The 16,614-nt window shown below is 46.0% G+C and carries 12 protein-coding genes; 1 reads left to right on the forward strand and 11 read right to left on the reverse strand.

The annotated features are described in order from the left end of the window. Positions 1-52: 52 nt before the first annotated feature. A complete protein-coding gene (gene hemE / locus EJ063_RS19145) occupies positions 53-1,120 on the reverse strand; it encodes a uroporphyrinogen decarboxylase (protein ID WP_126575901.1) in 1,068 nt (355 codons plus the stop codon). 272 nt (positions 1,121-1,392) lie between these two features. Beyond that, positions 1,393-2,163, reverse strand: a complete 771-nt coding sequence (gene nudC / locus EJ063_RS19150; RefSeq protein WP_126575902.1) for an NAD(+) diphosphatase — start codon at positions 2,161-2,163, stop codon at positions 1,393-1,395. Between the two features lie 183 nt (positions 2,164-2,346). On the opposite strand from nudC, the gene rsd reads away from it, so the two are divergent. Beyond that, positions 2,347-2,835, forward strand: a complete 489-nt coding sequence (gene rsd, locus EJ063_RS19155) for a sigma D regulator (protein WP_167469924.1) — start codon at positions 2,347-2,349, stop codon at positions 2,833-2,835. Between the two features lie 317 nt (positions 2,836-3,152). On the opposite strand, the gene rpoC is transcribed toward rsd, so the two are convergent. The 9 genes from rpoC to tuf all read right to left on the reverse strand — a co-directional run. Then, entirely contained in the window at positions 3,153-7,358 is a 4,206-nt protein-coding gene (gene rpoC, locus EJ063_RS19160; RefSeq protein ID WP_126575904.1) for a DNA-directed RNA polymerase subunit beta', read from the reverse strand. 92 nt (positions 7,359-7,450) lie between these two features. Further along, positions 7,451-11,479, reverse strand: a complete 4,029-nt coding sequence (gene rpoB, locus EJ063_RS19165; protein ID WP_126575905.1) for a DNA-directed RNA polymerase subunit beta — start codon at positions 11,477-11,479, stop codon at positions 7,451-7,453. A 233-nt stretch (positions 11,480-11,712) separates the two neighbouring features. Beyond that, positions 11,713-12,081 carry a 50S ribosomal protein L7/L12 gene (gene rplL / locus EJ063_RS19170; RefSeq protein ID WP_126575906.1) on the reverse strand — a complete coding sequence of 123 codons (369 nt, stop codon included), beginning with the start codon at positions 12,079-12,081 and terminating at the stop codon, positions 11,713-11,715. 57 nt (positions 12,082-12,138) lie between these two features. Continuing rightward, positions 12,139-12,633: a 50S ribosomal protein L10 gene (gene rplJ / locus EJ063_RS19175; protein ID WP_004415880.1), complete on the reverse strand. Its 495-nt coding sequence runs from the start codon at positions 12,631-12,633 to the stop codon at positions 12,139-12,141. A 303-nt stretch (positions 12,634-12,936) separates the two neighbouring features. Then, on the reverse strand, positions 12,937-13,638 hold the full coding sequence (rplA, locus tag EJ063_RS19180; protein WP_126575907.1) for a 50S ribosomal protein L1: 702 nt from the start codon (positions 13,636-13,638) through the stop codon (positions 12,937-12,939). 4 nt (positions 13,639-13,642) lie between these two features. Continuing rightward, on the reverse strand, positions 13,643-14,071 hold the full coding sequence (rplK, locus tag EJ063_RS19185) for a 50S ribosomal protein L11 (protein WP_008078231.1): 429 nt from the start codon (positions 14,069-14,071) through the stop codon (positions 13,643-13,645). A 142-nt stretch (positions 14,072-14,213) separates the two neighbouring features. After that, positions 14,214-14,762, reverse strand: coding sequence for a transcription termination/antitermination protein NusG (gene nusG / locus EJ063_RS19190; protein WP_004415884.1), 549 nt, complete (start codon positions 14,760-14,762; stop codon positions 14,214-14,216). Positions 14,763-14,775: 13 nt separating this feature from the next. Further along, on the reverse strand, positions 14,776-15,156 hold the full coding sequence (gene secE / locus EJ063_RS19195) for a preprotein translocase subunit SecE (protein ID WP_004415886.1): 381 nt from the start codon (positions 15,154-15,156) through the stop codon (positions 14,776-14,778). A gap of 274 nt (positions 15,157-15,430) precedes the next feature. Then, the coding region (gene tuf / locus EJ063_RS19200; protein WP_126575908.1) for an elongation factor Tu at positions 15,431-16,614 on the reverse strand (1,184 nt) is incomplete at its 5' end.

The following is a 16,614-nucleotide window of genomic DNA, read 5'->3' on the forward strand; positions in this document are numbered from 1 at the left end:
CCAATAACAAAAAAGCGCCTGATTAGACCAGACGCTTTCATGTGTTTCTTACTTATTTGTGGTACGGCTTAGATAACTCATGAACCGCTTCAACAAATACACCCGCATTTTCTGGCGGTACATCCAAGTGGATACCGTGACCAAGGTTGAACACATGGCCTGTGCCTGCATCACCAAAGCCTTCAAGGATAGTCGAAACCTCTTCACGGATACGCTCTGGTGAAGCGTAAAGCATTGATGGGTCCATGTTGCCTTGCAGTGCAACTTTATCACCCACGCGCTTCACAGCGTCTTGGATGTTGATTGTCCAGTCTAGACCAACTGCATCACAACCTGTTGCTGCGATTTGCTCTAGCCACATACCACCATTCTTAGTGAACAGAGTAACTGGAACACGGCGACCATCATTTTCACGGATTAAGCCGTCTACAATTTTGTGCATGTACTGTAGCGAGAATAGGTTGTAGTCGCGTGGAGTCAGTACACCGCCCCAAGTATCAAATACCATCACAGATTGTGCACCTGCTTTGATCTGAGCGTTTAGGTATTCGATCACGCTGTCTGCTAGCTTATCAAGCAGTAGGTGCAGAGTTTGTGGCTCTGCGTACATCATCTTTTTGATCTTAGTGAACGCTTTCGAGCTGCCACCTTCAACCATGTATGTCGCAAGAGTCCATGGGCTACCAGAGAAACCAATCAGTGGTACATCACCATTCAAATCTTTACGGATCTGACGAACAGCGTTCATCACGTACTGAAGCTCACCTTCAGGATCTGGCAGACCAATCTTTTCTACGTCTGCTTTACATGTGATTGGCTTATCAAACACAGGGCCTTCACCCGCTGCAAAACGCAGCTCAAGACCCATTGCATCTGGAATAGTTAGGATATCTGAAAACAGGATCGCAGCATCAAGAGGAAAACGGCGTAATGGTTGAAGCGTTACTTCAGATGCAAGCTCTGCGTTTTTACACAGAGACATGAAGTCACCCGCTTCAGCGCGAGTCGCTTTGTATTCTGGAAGGTATCGACCTGCCTGACGCATCATCCATACTGGAGTGTAATCTACCGGCTCTTTTAATAGCGCACGAAGATAGCGGTCGTTCTTTAATTCAGTCATTCCGTTTTTCCGATTGTTAGGCTTAGTTTTGTTGCGGCTATTCTAACACTGTTTGGCTCTCAAAAGCTGTGTGCTTTGCAACCTAGATCAAGTTATTAACTTTTAAATCAGTGCTTAATTTGCACCCAATTAATAACAGTGTTAAAAATTTGTTTGCTAGCGAAAACTACAATTATAAACCGAGCACTCAGTGCTTGGCATCTCATAACGACATCTTACTTACCCCCTCCTTCTGGAGGGTTTTTTTTGTCTAAATTTCAATAAGATGCATTTTATTGGTCACACGTAAATTCAATCAACTCACGCGCAATCGTCCCCTTAGGAGCCACAGGAGGAAGCGCATCGAAGTCGAACCATTTCGCATCACTCAGCTCGCTGTAATCTGGTTTTAGTATTCCTGACTCATACTCAGCGACAAAGCCCATCATCATACTTGATGGAAATGCCCAAGGCTGACTTCCAAAGTATTGAATGTTTTTCACATCTACGCCCGTTTCCTCTTTCACTTCACGCGCGACGCACTGCTCTAATGTTTCACCAACCTCAAGGAACCCAGCGATTACGGTGTACATACCGTTACGGTGCCTTGGGTGCTGAGCCAATAATATTTGACCTTGTTTGCGTACCGCAACGATGATGCACGGAAAAATACGGGGATAGTGCAAGGTACGGCAATCGCCACATTGCATCGCGAGTTGATTATGATTGAGGTGGTTTCGACCGCCACACAGTGGGCAAAAACGCATGCTCTGAGTCATATAACTGTATTGGACCGCCTTACTCAGCAAAAGGAATAACTCACTAGGAAACTCGAGGCAATCACGTAACGAGACCAGTTCAAGATTCACTTCTAGGTCATCGCTATTTAGCCACAAGACGGGAGTATTTTCATAGCGACCAATTTCTATCGCAGAGGCCGAAGGCAGAGAGAAATCCTGAGCAGTACCGAATGGAATTGTATTATCCACCAACCACACGTCACTTCCTGATACAACGCACCAATAACAATTTTGCGTACGGTTTGTGTCACTTTTATTTAACATTCCACCTCCTCTTACTTGCAGTTCGTCTATTTTACTGGCAATCTAAATTCATACCAGAGTTTGTAGTCAGACAATTTTAGCGCTATAAATTCTTGTAAGGACAAGAGCTTGTATTTCTGTAGTTGCTTTAAGCTCAAAGCTTAATGGTCACCCAAGAAGTGACCCGATCATGAGGATGTGGTCATGCTAAATAAATTTAAACAGACGCAAGAACAATGGGGTGGCTCAAGTGAAGTTATTGATCACTGGCTTGAAACCCGTCAGTCACTCATCGTTGAATATTGTAAGCTAGGATCCCTTCAACCTGCCAACGGGCATGCCAACGTTGTCGAACTTCCCTCCCCAAAAGAAATTAGCTCATTTTGCGACCATGTCGTTGACTACATCTCCGAAGGGCATTTCAAGATCTACGATATGGTGATGGAGAAGTGGCAAGCCACTGGCTTTAAAACCAATGACGATATTGATGGGGCTTACGCTAAGATTATCCTCACCACCGAACCTCTTCTCGAGTTTAATGACAAATACGTCAAAGTGACTGCGGATGACGAACTTCCGAACTTTGAAGTCGATATGTCGAAAGTGGGTGAGCTACTCGAAGTGCGCTTTGAAGTAGAAGATAACTTAATTCAACTGATTGCCGATAGCCTAGCTATTCCGCCAGGCGCATAAAGCGAGAAGCGAGAAGCGAGAAGCGAGAAGCGAGATTTAATCTTGAGGGTTGACGTGTATGCGTCAACCCTTTTGCGTTTTTAGAACGGTGGGGCTTCTTAAAGCAAGTCAAAAGCAAACAGAGATTCCTGACCTTTGCTTTAATACCGTCATCCCTGAGAGGGAGGGACGACCGAGTTAGGGATCTCTTAAATCGAGTCGAAAATAAACAGAGATTCCCTACTCGCTCCTTCGTCACTCTATGGAATGACAAATTCCCTTTCGCCAAAAACAAAAAAGGCACCCGAAGGTGCCTTTTATCATTTCTTAGCTAGCGATTACTCGTCTGCAGAGAAGCCTGCGTTAAGTAGTGCTGCAAGGTTGTCAGTCGCTTGTTCAGCTGAAGGACCTTCTTGCTCTTCTACACGCTTAGCTTGACGCTCTTGGTGGTAAGCGAAACCTGTACCTGCTGGGATTAGACGACCAACAATTACGTTTTCTTTCAGACCACGTAACTCATCACGCTTACCAGAAACGGCTGCTTCTGTTAGTACGCGAGTTGTTTCCTGGAACGATGCTGCAGAGATGAACGACTCAGTAGCAAGAGACGCTTTCGTGATACCTAGAAGGTCACGTTCAAAGCGAACTAGCTCTTTGCCTTCAGCTTCTAGTGCACGGTTAGCGATCTTAACGTTCGCGTATTCAACCTGCTCGCCCACTAGGAACTCTGTAGAGTCACCAGCGTGAGTGATTGTACACTTACGTAGCATCTGACGAACGATAGTCTCAATGTGCTTATCGTTAATCTTTACGCCTTGGAGACGGTATACTTCTTGAACTTCGTTCGCGATGTATTGAGTCACAGCGTGGATGCCACGTAGACGTAGAATGTCGTGTGGAGTTTCTGGACCATCTGCGATCACATCACCACGTTCAACTTTCTCGCCTTCGAATACGTTAAGCTGACGATGCTTAGGAATCATCTCTTCGTAAGCGTCACCGCCTTCACGAGTGATTACTAGACGACGTTTACCTTTCGTTTCTTTACCGAAAGACACAGTACCTGTGTGCTCAGCAAGAATCGCAGGCTCTTTCGGCTTACGTGCTTCAAATAGGTCTGCTACGCGTGGTAGACCACCGGTGATATCTTTGTTACCGCCAGATTTTTGAGGGATACGAGAAAGTGTATCACCCACGCCTACTTCAGCGCCGTCTTCGATGTTAACGATAGCTTTACCAGGTAGGAAGTAGTGAGCTGGCATTTCAGTACCAGGGATCATTACGTCGTTACCTTGCTCATCAACAAGTTTGATAGCTGGACGCATATCTTTACCTGCCGCTGGACGAGCCGCTGCATCTGTAACTTCAGAAGAAGAAAGACCAGTTAGATCATCTGTTTGACGAGAAACTGTTACACCGTCGATCATGTCAACGAATTGGATGCGACCTGCCACTTCAGTGATGATTGGCATTGTGTGCGCTTCCCAGTTAGCTACTGTATCACCAGCAGTTACTGCATCGTTGTCGCCTTTGCTTAGTAGAGAACCGTAAGGAAGTTTGTGTTTCTCTTTCGTACGACCGAACTCATCGATGATGGTTAGTTCAGATGCACGAGAAGTGATTACAAGCTTACCGTCTTTGTTCGTTACAAACTTAGCGTTGTGTAGCTTAACCGTACCGGTTGTCTTAGCTTGGATGCTGTTCTCTGCTGCTGCAGTAGATGCCGCACCACCGATGTGGAACGTACGCATCGTAAGCTGTGTACCCGGCTCACCGATAGACTGAGCAGCGATTACACCAACTGCTTCACCTTGGTTCACTAGGTGACCACGTGCTAGGTCACGACCGTAACACTGTGCACAACAACCGAAGTCTGCATCACAGGTAACTACAGAGCGCACTTTCATGCTGTCTACTGAGTTCTCTTCCATGATCTGACACCACTTCTCATCGATTAGAGTATTACGTGGAATCAGGACTTCATCAGTACCTGGCTTAAGAACGTCTTCTGCTACTACACGACCTAGTGCCAGCTCAGAAAGTGCAACTTTAACGTCACCACCTTCGATGTGCGGCATCATGTCAACACCTTCGTGGGTGCCACAGTCATGTTCGTGTACTACAACGTCTTGAGCAACGTCTACTAGACGACGAGTTAGGTAACCCGAGTTCGCTGTTTTCAGTGCCGTATCCGCAAGACCCTTACGAGCACCGTGCGTTGAGATAAAGTACTGAAGTACGTTTAGACCTTCTTTAAAGTTCGCCGTGATCGGCGTTTCGATGATTGAGCCATCTGGACGTGCCATCAGACCACGCATACCTGCAAGCTGACGAATCTGAGCTGCAGAACCACGTGCGCCTGAGTCGGCCATCATGTAGATGCTGTTGAATGACTCTTGCTGTTCCTCATCACCTTCACGGTTAACTACCGTTTCAGATGAAAGGTTTTCCATCATCGCTTTCGCTACGCGATCGTTGGTCGATGCCCAAATATCGATCACTTTGTTGTAGCGCTCACCCGCAGTAACAAGACCAGATTGGTACTGTTCCTGGATTTCGCGAACTTCTGCTTCCGCTTCTTCGATCTCAGTGTACTTAGCTGCAGGTACAACCATGTCGTCGATACCAACAGATACACCAGAAAGTGCCGCGTAAGCGAAACCTGTGTACATGATTTGGTCAGCAAAGATTACCGTGTCTTTAAGACCTAGCTTACGGTACGCTTCGTTAAGTAGGTTAGAGATTTGCTTCTTACCTAGCTTTTGGTTAACGATGCTGTACGGTAGACCTTCCGGTACAATTTGCCATAGCATTGCACGACCGATAGTTGTATCAACCATCTTAGTCTCTGTAGTGCTATTACCATCTTCGTCTTTAACAGTCTCAGTGATACGAACTTTTACGCGAGCGTGCAGTTCAGCTTCTTTAGTACGGTACGCTTTCTCTGCCTCAGCTGGGCCAGAAAGGTACATACCTTCGCCTTTCACGTTGATCTTGTCACGAGTCATGTAGTACAGACCCAATACAACGTCCTGAGAAGGTACGATGATCGGATCACCTGACGCTGGCGACAGAATGTTGTTTGTCGACATCATCAGAGTACGAGCTTCAAGCTGTGCTTCTAGAGTTAGAGGCACGTGAACCGCCATTTGGTCACCATCGAAGTCGGCGTTGTATGCCGCACACACTAGTGGGTGAAGCTGAATCGCTTTACCTTCGATTAGTACTGGTTCGAACGCCTGGATACCTAGACGGTGAAGTGTAGGTGCACGGTTCAATAGTACTGGGTGTTCGCGGATTACTTCGTCTAGGATATCCCAAACGATCGCTTCTTCGCGCTCTACCATCTTCTTAGCAGCTTTGATTGTCGTCGCCAGGCCACGAGTCTCTAGCTTGCTGTAGATGAATGGTTTGAATAGCTCAAGTGCCATCTTCTTAGGAAGACCACACTGGTGCAAACGAAGGTATGGACCTACTGTGATTACAGAACGGCCAGAGTAGTCTACACGCTTACCTAGAAGGTTCTGACGGAAACGACCTTGTTTACCCTTGATCATATCAGCAAGAGATTTCAGAGGACGTTTGTTCGAACCAGTGATCGCACGACCGCGACGACCGTTATCTAGAAGTGCATCAACAGACTCTTGCAGCATACGTTTTTCGTTACGTACGATGATGTCCGGAGCAGCTAGCTCTAGAAGACGCTTCAAACGGTTGTTACGGTTGATTACGCGACGGTATAGGTCGTTCAGATCAGAAGTCGCGAAGCGACCGCCGTCTAGTGGTACTAGAGGACGTAGATCTGGCGGAAGTACCGGAAGCACAGTTAGGATCATCCACTCTGGGTTGTTGCCAGATTGAACGAACGCTTCAACAAGCTTCAGACGCTTAGTGATTTTCTTACGCTTAGTCTCTGAGTTAGTAGACTGAAGCTCTTCACGCATTTCTTCGATTTCAGCAGGCAGATCCATAGACGCAAGTAGGTCTTTGATCGCTTCCGCACCCATCTTAGCCGTGAATTCATCACCCCACTCTTCTAGACGATCCAGATACTCTTCTTCAGTAAGCATCTGAGATTTTTCTAGATCAGTCATACCCGGTTCAGTTACTACGTACATTTCGAAGTAAAGAACACGTTCGATATCACGTAGAGGGATATCCATTAGTAGACCGATGCGAGACGGTAGTGATTTTAGGAACCAGATGTGAGCAACTGGTGAAGCAAGCTCGATGTGGCCCATACGGTCACGACGAACTTTAGTCTGTGTAACTTCAACGCCACACTTCTCACAGATAACACCACGGTGTTTCAGACGCTTATATTTGCCACAAAGACATTCGTAGTCTTTTACTGGACCAAAAATACGCGCACAGAACAGACCATCACGCTCAGGCTTGAACGTACGATAGTTGATCGTTTCAGGTTTCTTAACTTCACCGAAAGACCATGAACGGATCATGTCCGGTGAAGATAGACCGATTTTGATTGCATCAAATTCTTCGGTCTTATGCTGCGCTTTTAGAAAGTTTAATAAGTCTTTCACAATCAGCTCCTGTAAGGAGTTAAAAGGAGCTCACCCGCAAAAGTGAGCACCTTCTACCAAATAATCGCTTTTCTCAATTAAGAAAGAAGGGATTACTCTTCGTCTTCTAGCTCGATGTTGATACCTAGCGAGCGGATCTCTTTCAACAGTACGTTGAACGATTCTGGCATGCCAGGTTCCATGCTGTGGTTACCATCTACGATGTTCTTGTACATCTTAGTACGGCCGTTAACGTCATCCGACTTGACTGTTAGCATTTCTTGAAGCGTGTAAGCAGCACCGTATGCTTCTAGTGCCCATACTTCCATCTCACCGAAACGCTGACCACCGAACTGAGCTTTACCACCAAGTGGTTGCTGAGTTACTAGGCTGTACGAACCAGTTGAACGAGCGTGCATCTTGTCATCAACAAGGTGGTTCAGTTTCAGCATGTACATGTAACCAACAGTTACAGGACGCTCAAACGCATCACCTGTGCGACCATCAAACAGCGTTAGCTGACCAGATTCTGGTAGGTCACCTAGTTTTAGAAGCTCTTTGATTGAAGATTCGTTTGCACCGTCAAATACTGGCGTTGCGATCGGTAGACCACCACGTAGGTTCTTGATCAGCGTACGAACTTCGTCATCAGATAGAGACGCGATGTCTACTTTCTGACGAGTATCACCAAGATCGTAAACCTTCTGTAGGAAGTCACGGAACTTAGCTAGCTCTTGCTGCTCTTTCACCATCTGGTTGATCTTGTCACCGATGCCTTTCGCTGCCAGACCTAAGTGTACTTCTAGGATCTGACCGATGTTCATACGCGATGGTACACCCAGTGGGTTTAGTACGATGTCTACCGGCTGACCTTTCTCATCGTAAGGCATGTCTTCAACAGGGTTGATCTTAGAGATTACACCCTTGTTACCGTGACGACCCGCCATCTTATCACCAGGCTGGATACGACGTTTAACCGCTAGGTAAACCTTAACGATCTTCAGTACGCCAGGTGCTAGATCATCACCTTGTGTGATCTTACGACGCTTAGTTTCAAACTTCTTATCGAAGTCAGCTTTTAGCTCATCCCACTGCTCAGCAAGTTGCTCAAGCTGTGACTGTTGCGCATCGTCTTCAAGCGTTAGTTCTAACCACTTCTTACGGTCGATAGAGTCTAGCTTCGCTTCAGTGTAACCACCGTCGATTAGTACAGCTTTAACACGGTTTAGAAGGCCACCCTCAAGAATCTGGAATTCTTCAGTAAGGTCTTTCTTCGCTTCTTTAAGCTGCATCTGTTCAATTTCAAGTGCACGTTTGTCTTTTTCAACACCGTCACGAGTAAATACTTGAACATCGATGATCGTACCTGATACAGAGTTTGGTACGCGTAGAGACGTGTCTTTAACGTCTGACGCTTTCTCACCGAAGATAGCACGTAGTAGCTTCTCTTCAGGAGTTAGCTGAGTTTCACCTTTAGGCGTTACTTTACCTACAAGGATGTCACCGCCTTTCACTTCCGCACCGATGTAAACGATACCTGACTCGTCTAGTTTAGACAGAGCAGACTCACCTACGTTTGGAATGTCAGCTGTGATTTCTTCAGCACCAAGCTTAGTATCACGCGCCACACAAGATAGCTCTTGGATGTGGATAGTCGTGAAACGGTCTTCTTGAACTACGCGCTCAGATACTAAGATCGAGTCTTCGAAGTTGTAACCGTTCCAAGGCATGAATGCGATACGCATGTTCTGACCAAGCGCTAGCTCACCAAGGTCTGTTGAAGGACCATCAGCAAGAACGTCGCCACGTGCTACTGGTTCACCCGGCATCACACATGGACGCTGGTTGATACACGTGTTTTGGTTCGAACGAGTGTATTTAGTTAGGTTGTAGATATCGATACCTGCTTCACCAGGGATCAGCTCGTCTTCGTTCACTTTAACAACGATACGAGAAGCATCTACAGACTGGATTACACCACCACGTTTCGCTACCGCTGTAACACCAGAGTCAACTGCGATGTTACGCTCGATACCAGTACCAACTAGAGGCTTATCAGCCTTAAGTGTTGGAACGGCCTGACGTTGCATGTTGGCACCCATCAATGCACGGTTCGCATCATCGTGTTCTAGGAACGGGATAAGCGATGCAGCGATAGATACAACCTGGTTAGTTGCAACGTCCATGTAGTCAACATGTTCGCGTGGGTGTAGGCCAGATTCACCTTTCTGACGAGCTGTGATTAGCTCTTCAGCAAATGTGCCTTCTTCAGTAAGAACAGTGTTCGCCTGAGCGATAACATACTGACCTTCCTGAATAGCAGATAGGTAATCTACTTCGTCTGTTACTACGCCATCTACAACGCGACGGTATGGAGTCTCTAGGAAACCGTACTCGTTACAACGCGCAAACGCAGATAGAGAGTTGATCAGACCGATGTTTGGACCTTCAGGCGTTTCGATAGGACATAGACGACCGTAGTGAGTTACGTGTACGTCACGTACTTCGAAGCCAGCACGTTCACGAGTTAGACCGCCAGGACCCAATGCAGAAATACGACGCTTGTGCGTTACTTCTGATAACGGGTTGTTTTGGTCCATGAACTGTGAAAGCTGTGAAGAGCCAAAGAATTCTTTAACCGCAGCAGAGATCGGCTTAGCATTGATTAGATCTTGAGGCATGATTGCATCAAGGTCACCAAGGCTTAGGCGTTCTTTAACAGCACGTTCAACACGTACTAGACCAACGCGGAATTGGTTTTCTGCCATTTCGCCAACAGAACGGATACGACGGTTACCTAGGTGGTCGATATCGTCCACTTCACCGATGCCGTTACGGATAGCGATAAGCTTCTTCATCACTTCAACGATATCAGTTTCGTCAAGTGTGCCTTGCTCTTGAGCATCTTCACGTTCGATAGAGCTGTTGAACTTCATACGACCAACAGTCGATAGATCGTAACGCTCTTCAGAGAAGAATAGGCTTTCGAATAGTGCTTCAGCAGCTTCTTTCGTTGGCGGCTCACCAGGGCGCATCATGCGGTAGATTTCTACCAGTGCAGAGATACGATCAACAGTGCTGTCGATGCGTAGCGTGTCTGACATGAATGGACCGTGGTCTAGATCGTTCGTAAATAGAACTTCTAGTGCTTTATGGCCAGCTTGTGAAAGGTTAGCTAGTGCTTCTAGGCTGATTTCTTGGTTTGCACCAACAATGATCTCGCCAGTCGCTTCGTTGATGTAATCTTTCGATGCAACTTTGCCTACGATGTACTCTACTGGTACTTCGATCTGCTCAACGCCATCTTTTTCAAGTTGACGGATGTGGCGTGCAGTTACACGACGACCTGTCTCAACGTAAGTCTTACCGTTAGCTTCGATATCGAATGACGCAGTTTCACCACGTAGACGATCAGGAACAAGCTCCATAAGTAGAGTTTGATCTTTCACTTCGAAGTTAATCTTGTCGAAGAAGATGTCCAGGATCTCTTCTGTCGTCTTACCTAGTGCGCGAAGAATGATAGATGCTGGAAGCTTACGACGGCGGTCAATACGTACGTATAGGTTATCCTTAGGATCAAACTCGAAATCAAGCCATGAACCACGGTAAGGAATAACACGTGCGTTATATAAAACTTTACCCGAAGAGTGAGTCTTACCCTTATCGCTGTCGAAGAATACGCCAGGGCTTCTATGAAGCTGGGATACGATAACTCGTTCAGTACCATTGATTACAAAGGTACCATTGTCTGTCATAAGCGGAATTTCGCCCATGTAGACTTCTTGTTCTTTGATGTCTTTAACGGTGCCTGCTGGCGCGTCTTTATCAAAAATAACTAGACGTAGTTTTACGCGTAGTGGCTTTGAGTACGTTACGCCGCGGATTTGACATTCTTTAACATCAAATACTGGCTCACCAAGACGGTAGCTAACGTATTGCAGCTCAGAGTTGCCGTTGTAGCTCTGAATCGGGAATACAGAACGGAAAGCAGCTTCAAGACCGTATTGACCCTCAGGATCCTGTTCGATGAATTTTTCGAACGAATCGAGCTGGATCGATAGCAGGTATGGAATGTCCAAAACTTGTGGACGACTACCAAAGTCCTTACGGATGCGCTTTTTCTCGGTATAAGAGTAAACCATGGGGTTCCTCAGCTCGCTGATAAGTGACCCAAACTGTCTCCAATCGTTATGAGACAGTGACTGAATATCTGTTTGATTGTAGTTGCGTTTCATTAAGAGCTAATGAAACGTTTTTTGCTCGAGATATGGGTGCTCAAACAGCGGAAAAATCACCCAACCCCTACAGCGCAAAAAGGCCGGTGGTTATAAAACCACCAGCCATTAGCCGTTAGGCTAAGAAGCTTAAGTAATAATTACTTAACAGCAACAGTTGCGCCAGCTTCTTCTAGCTGAGCTTTAAGAGCGTCAGCTTCAGCTTTGTCAACGCCTTCTTTAAGTGCAGCAGGAGCTGAGTCTACAAGACCTTTAGCTTCTTTAAGACCTAGGCCAGTTGCGCCACGTACTGCTTTGATTACAGCAACTTTGTTACCGCCAGCAGATTCTAGGATTACGTCGAATTCAGTTTGCTCAGCAGCAGCTTCGCCTGCAGCAGCGCCGCCAGCTACAACAGCAGCAGCAGCAGAAACACCGAATTTCTCTTCCATTGCTTCGATTAGTTCAACAACTTGCATTACAGACATTTCTGCAACTGCGTCTAGGATTTGCTCGTTAGTGATAGACATAACAATTCTCTTTTAAATCAACAATAAGTTTAAATAGCAACCAGTGAAAAGCAAGGCTTAAGCCGCAGCTTCTTCTTTTTGGTCGCGTAGTGCAGCGATAGTACGTACCAGCTTGCCTGCAGAAGCTTCTTTCATGCACATCATTAGGCGTGCGATAGCTTCGTCGTAAGTTGGTAGTGTCGCTAGTACTTCAGCGTCAGTTAGCGCGCCTTCAAATGCAGCAGCTTTGATCTCGAAGTCTTTGTTCTCTTTAGCGAAGTCTTTGAAAAGACGCGCTGCAGCACCTGGGTGCTCGTTAGAGAATGCGATTAGAGTAGGACCAGTGAAAGTGTCAGTTAGACACTCGTAGTCAGTACCTTCAACCGCACGACGCATAAGCGTGTTACGAACAACACGTACATAAACACCAGCTTCACGAGCCTGTTTACGTAGTGAAGTCATAGCACCAACTTCAACGCCACGAGAATCAGCTACAACTGCAGAAAGTGCACCACTGGCAGCTTCGTTGACTTCAGCAACAATTGCTTTTTTGTCTTGAAGGTTTAAAGCCATCTTGGATTTACTCCTGGTTGTCGTTACACCACTCACTATCATCACGACAGTGAGAGTTATTTAGGTGCTTCCCAGAAGAAAGTAACTATTTGCATAGAGCTTTCTGTCAGTTCGGGCACCATCTACGTAGGAAAATTAAGTTTACAAAAGCAAACACCTACGGTCTTGGACGGAGACTGGGTCATAATTCAGACTAAATTCTTGCGAATTTAATGAACCAAAGTTCAGCCCCAACCACAAATATTAGGCGCAAAATTATACATAAACTTTGCACCTAAGTAAATAAGTGTGTCGTAAAATTAATTACGCAACTGTGTTCAGGCTACCCTGATCAACAGCAACACCAGCACCCATTGTAGTAGAGATGCTAACCTTCTGAAGGAATGTACCCTTAGCAGAAGACGGCTTAGCTTTCTTAAGAGCAACTAGAAGTGCTTCTAGGTTCTCTTTGATCTGCTCAGCAGAGAAGTTTGCTTTACCGATTGTAGTGTGGATGATGCCGTTCTTGTCGTTACGGTAACGAACCTGACCAGCTTTAGCGTTCTTAACCGCTTCAGCAACGTTAGGAGTTACAGTACCAACTTTAGGGTTTGGCATTAGACCGCGAGGACCTAGGATAGTACCTAGTTGACCTACAACGCGCATTGCATCTGGAGAAGCAACAACTACGTCAAAGTTCATTTCGCCTTTCTTCACTTGCTCAGCAAGATCTTCCATACCAACGATGTCTGCGCCAGCTTCTTTAGCTGCTTCAGCGTTTGCACCTTGAGTGAACACTGCAACGCGGATGTCGCGGCCAGTACCGTGAGGTAGTACAGTTGCACCACGTACGTTCTGGTCAGATTTACGAGCATCGATGCCAAGGTTAACAGCAACGTCTACAGACTCAACGAATTTAGCAGTAGCTAGTTCTTGAAGAAGAGCTACAGCTTCATTGATTTCGTATTCTTTAGTTACGTCAACTTTTTCGCGGATAACGCGCATGCGCTTAGTTAGTTTAGCCATCTTATTAACCCTCTACCACTAGGCCCATTGAACGAGCAGTACCAGCGATTGAACGCTTCATTGCTTCGATGTCAGCACCAGTCATATCAGCAGCTTTAGTTTCTGCGATTTCTTGGATTTGAGCGTCAGTTACAGTACCCACTTTTTCAGTGTTTGGACGACCTGAACCAGACTTAACGCCAGCAGCTTTCTTAAGAAGAACAGCAGCAGGTGGAGTCTTAGTTACGAACGTGAAAGAACGGTCGTTGTATACTGTGATAACAACTGGAGTAGGAAGACCTTTCTCGATAGATTCTGTTTTCGCGTTGAACGCTTTACAGAATTCCATGATGTTAACACCGTGTTGACCTAGTGCAGGACCAACTGGTGGACTTGGGTTCGCCATACCAGCAGCAACTTGTAGCTTGATGTAAGCTTCAACTTTCTTAGCCATGATTATTCCTAATTTTGGGTACTAGCGCTAATCGGCTGATCAGCTCCCCGTTGATGTAAATTCTTTTTACTTCCTCAGAAGTAAAAAGGCGCGAAATTATAGTCATAATTCGCGCCTTAAACAACCCTATTAAGGTGTTTTTTTAATCAAGTTTTTCAACCTGACCAAATTCAAGCTCAACCGGTGTCGCACGACCAAAGATCGATACAGACACTTTCACGCGGCTCTTATCGTAATCCACTTCTTCAACAGTACCGTTGAAGTCAGCGAATGGACCGTCAGTAACACGTACAACTTCACCCGCTTCGTACATAGTACGTGGACGAGGCGCTTCACTTGCTTTCTCAAGACGGTTAAGAATCGCGTCAGCTTCCTTATCAGTGATAGGAGCTGGACGATCAGAGGTACCACCAATGAAGCCCATGACACGCGGCACACTGCGTACTAAGTGCCATGATTCATCGTTCATGATCATCTGAACAAGGACGTAACCTGGGAAGAACTTACGTTCAGACTTACGACGCTGACCCGCGCGCATTTCAACTACTTCTTCAGTAGGAACTAGTACTTCACCAAACAGCTCTTCCATGCTGTGCATTTTGATATGCTCGCGAAGAGATTGGGCTACACGGCCTTCAAATCCAGAGAAGGCTTGAACCACATACCAGCGTTTTTTTGGAGCTTCACTCATGAATTAAAACCCTCTATACCCCAGTTGCTAGAGCAACAAGACGAACCATAATGCCGTCAATTCCCCATAGCACTAGAGCCATTACAATACTTACAGCTAAAACGATCAGTGTTGTTTGCATAGTTTCTTGGCGTGTAGGCCAAACAACTTTACGTACTTCCATACGAGATTCTTTTGCAAACTCGATCGCAGCTTTACCTTTCGTTGTTGTAGCAGCAACACCAAGTGCCGCAGCAATAAGTACAACAACACCTGCAGCGCGAATCACTACAGACATCTCACCGTACAGGTAATTACCCACAACAGCGGCAGCTAACAGAGCAAAAGTGACAATCCACTTAAAGATATCTGCGCCATTTGAGCTCTCAGGAGTTTCAGCATTATTTGCTTTCATAAAACCAACCTGTCTAAGTCTTAATATAGACGACAACAACCCCGCTGTTGCAGGGCAAATCCATGAAACGTCAATCTAAATAAATTGACGTACTCTTTTATTGATCAAGACGCAACACCTCGACCAAAAATTCCTGCTAAATGTACTATTGAATAAGAAAACAACAGACATTTTATTGAGTGCAGAAAAAGGGCATCAAATGATGCCCTTTTTGCTACTGGTTCGTCAAATCTAATTCATAGATTTTCCGAAGTCTTTAGCTAATTCCTAGGAATTAGTCGAAGATCTTAGCAACAACACCAGCACCTACAGTACGGCCACCTTCGCGGATTGCGAAACGTAGACCTTCGTCCATAGCGATTGGAGCGATTAGTTCAACAGTCATTTGAACGTTGTCGCCTGGCATTACCATTTCTACGCCTTCTGGAAGAGTGATGTCACCAGTTACGTCCGTAGTACGGAAGTAGAACTGTGGACGGTAGCCCTTGAAGAATGGAGTGTGACGGCCGCCTTCGTCTTTAGAAAGTACGTATACTTCAGACTCAAACTTAGTGTGTGGGTTGATTGACTTAGGAGCCGCTAGTACTTGACCACGCTCAACTTCGTCACGCTTAGTACCACGTAGAAGTGCACCAACGTTCTCACCTGCACGACCTTCGTCTAGAAGCTTACGGAACATTTCAACACCAGTACATGTAGTTACTGTTGTTTCTTTGATACCAACGATTTCTACTTCGTCACCTACAGTTAGGATACCGCGCTCGATACGGCCAGTTACTACTGTACCACGACCTTGGATTGAGAATACGTCTTCGATTGGTAGTAGGAATGGTTGGTCTACTGCACGCTCTGGCTCTGGGATGTAAGAGTCTAGTGCTTCAGCAAGCTCAACGATTTTCGCTTCCCACTGCTCTTCGCCGTTTAGTGCGCCTAGTGCAGAACCTTGGATAACTGGTAGGTCATCACCTGGGAAATCGTACTCAGAAAGAAGTTCACGAACTTCCATTTCTACTAGCTCTAGAAGCTCTTCATCATCAACCATGTCACATTTGTTCATGAATACGATGATGTAAGGGATACCAACCTGACGGCCTAGTAGGATGTGCTCACGAGTTTGTGGCATTGGACCATCTGTTGCAGCAACAACTAGGATACCACCGTCCATCTGTGCAGCACCTGTGATCATGTTCTTAACATAATCCGCGTGTCCTGGACAGTCTACGTGTGCGTAGTGACGTGATGGAGTGTCGTACTCTACGTGAGAAGTAGCGATTGTGATACCGCGCTCACGCTCTTCTGGAGCGTTATCGATAGATGCGAAGTCTTTCGCAACACCGCCGTACACTTTTGCAAGTGTAGTACAGATAGCAGCAGTTAGAGTTGTTTTACCGTGGTCAACGTGGCCGATAGTACCAACGTTAACGTGCGGTTTAGTACGTTCAAATTTTTCTTTAGACA

This window comes from Vibrio aquaticus, from assembly GCF_003970385.1.
GTDB lineage: Bacteria > Pseudomonadota > Gammaproteobacteria > Enterobacterales > Vibrionaceae > Vibrio > Vibrio aquaticus.

What these genes read in the sequence shown, in the direction of transcription:
- hemE (WP_126575901.1), bottom strand. Translation starts at nt 1,120, where the DNA reads ATGACTGAATTAAAGAACGACCGCTATCTTCGTGCGCTATTAAAAGAG.
- nudC (WP_126575902.1), bottom strand. Translation starts at nt 2,163, where the DNA reads ATGTTAAATAAAAGTGACACAAACCGTACGCAAAATTGTTATTGGTGC.
- rsd (WP_167469924.1), top strand. Translation starts at nt 2,347, where the DNA reads ATGCTAAATAAATTTAAACAGACGCAAGAACAATGGGGTGGCTCAAGT.
- rpoB (WP_126575905.1), bottom strand. Translation starts at nt 11,479, where the DNA reads ATGGTTTACTCTTATACCGAGAAAAAGCGCATCCGTAAGGACTTTGGT.
- rplL (WP_126575906.1), bottom strand. Translation starts at nt 12,081, where the DNA reads ATGTCTATCACTAACGAGCAAATCCTAGACGCAGTTGCAGAAATGTCT.
- rplJ (WP_004415880.1), bottom strand. Translation starts at nt 12,633, where the DNA reads ATGGCTTTAAACCTTCAAGACAAAAAAGCAATTGTTGCTGAAGTCAAC.
- rplA (WP_126575907.1), bottom strand. Translation starts at nt 13,638, where the DNA reads ATGGCTAAACTAACTAAGCGCATGCGCGTTATCCGCGAAAAAGTTGAC.
- rplK (WP_008078231.1), bottom strand. Translation starts at nt 14,071, where the DNA reads ATGGCTAAGAAAGTTGAAGCTTACATCAAGCTACAAGTTGCTGCTGGT.
- nusG (WP_004415884.1), bottom strand. Translation starts at nt 14,762, where the DNA reads ATGAGTGAAGCTCCAAAAAAACGCTGGTATGTGGTTCAAGCCTTCTCT.
- secE (WP_004415886.1), bottom strand. Translation starts at nt 15,156, where the DNA reads ATGAAAGCAAATAATGCTGAAACTCCTGAGAGCTCAAATGGCGCAGAT.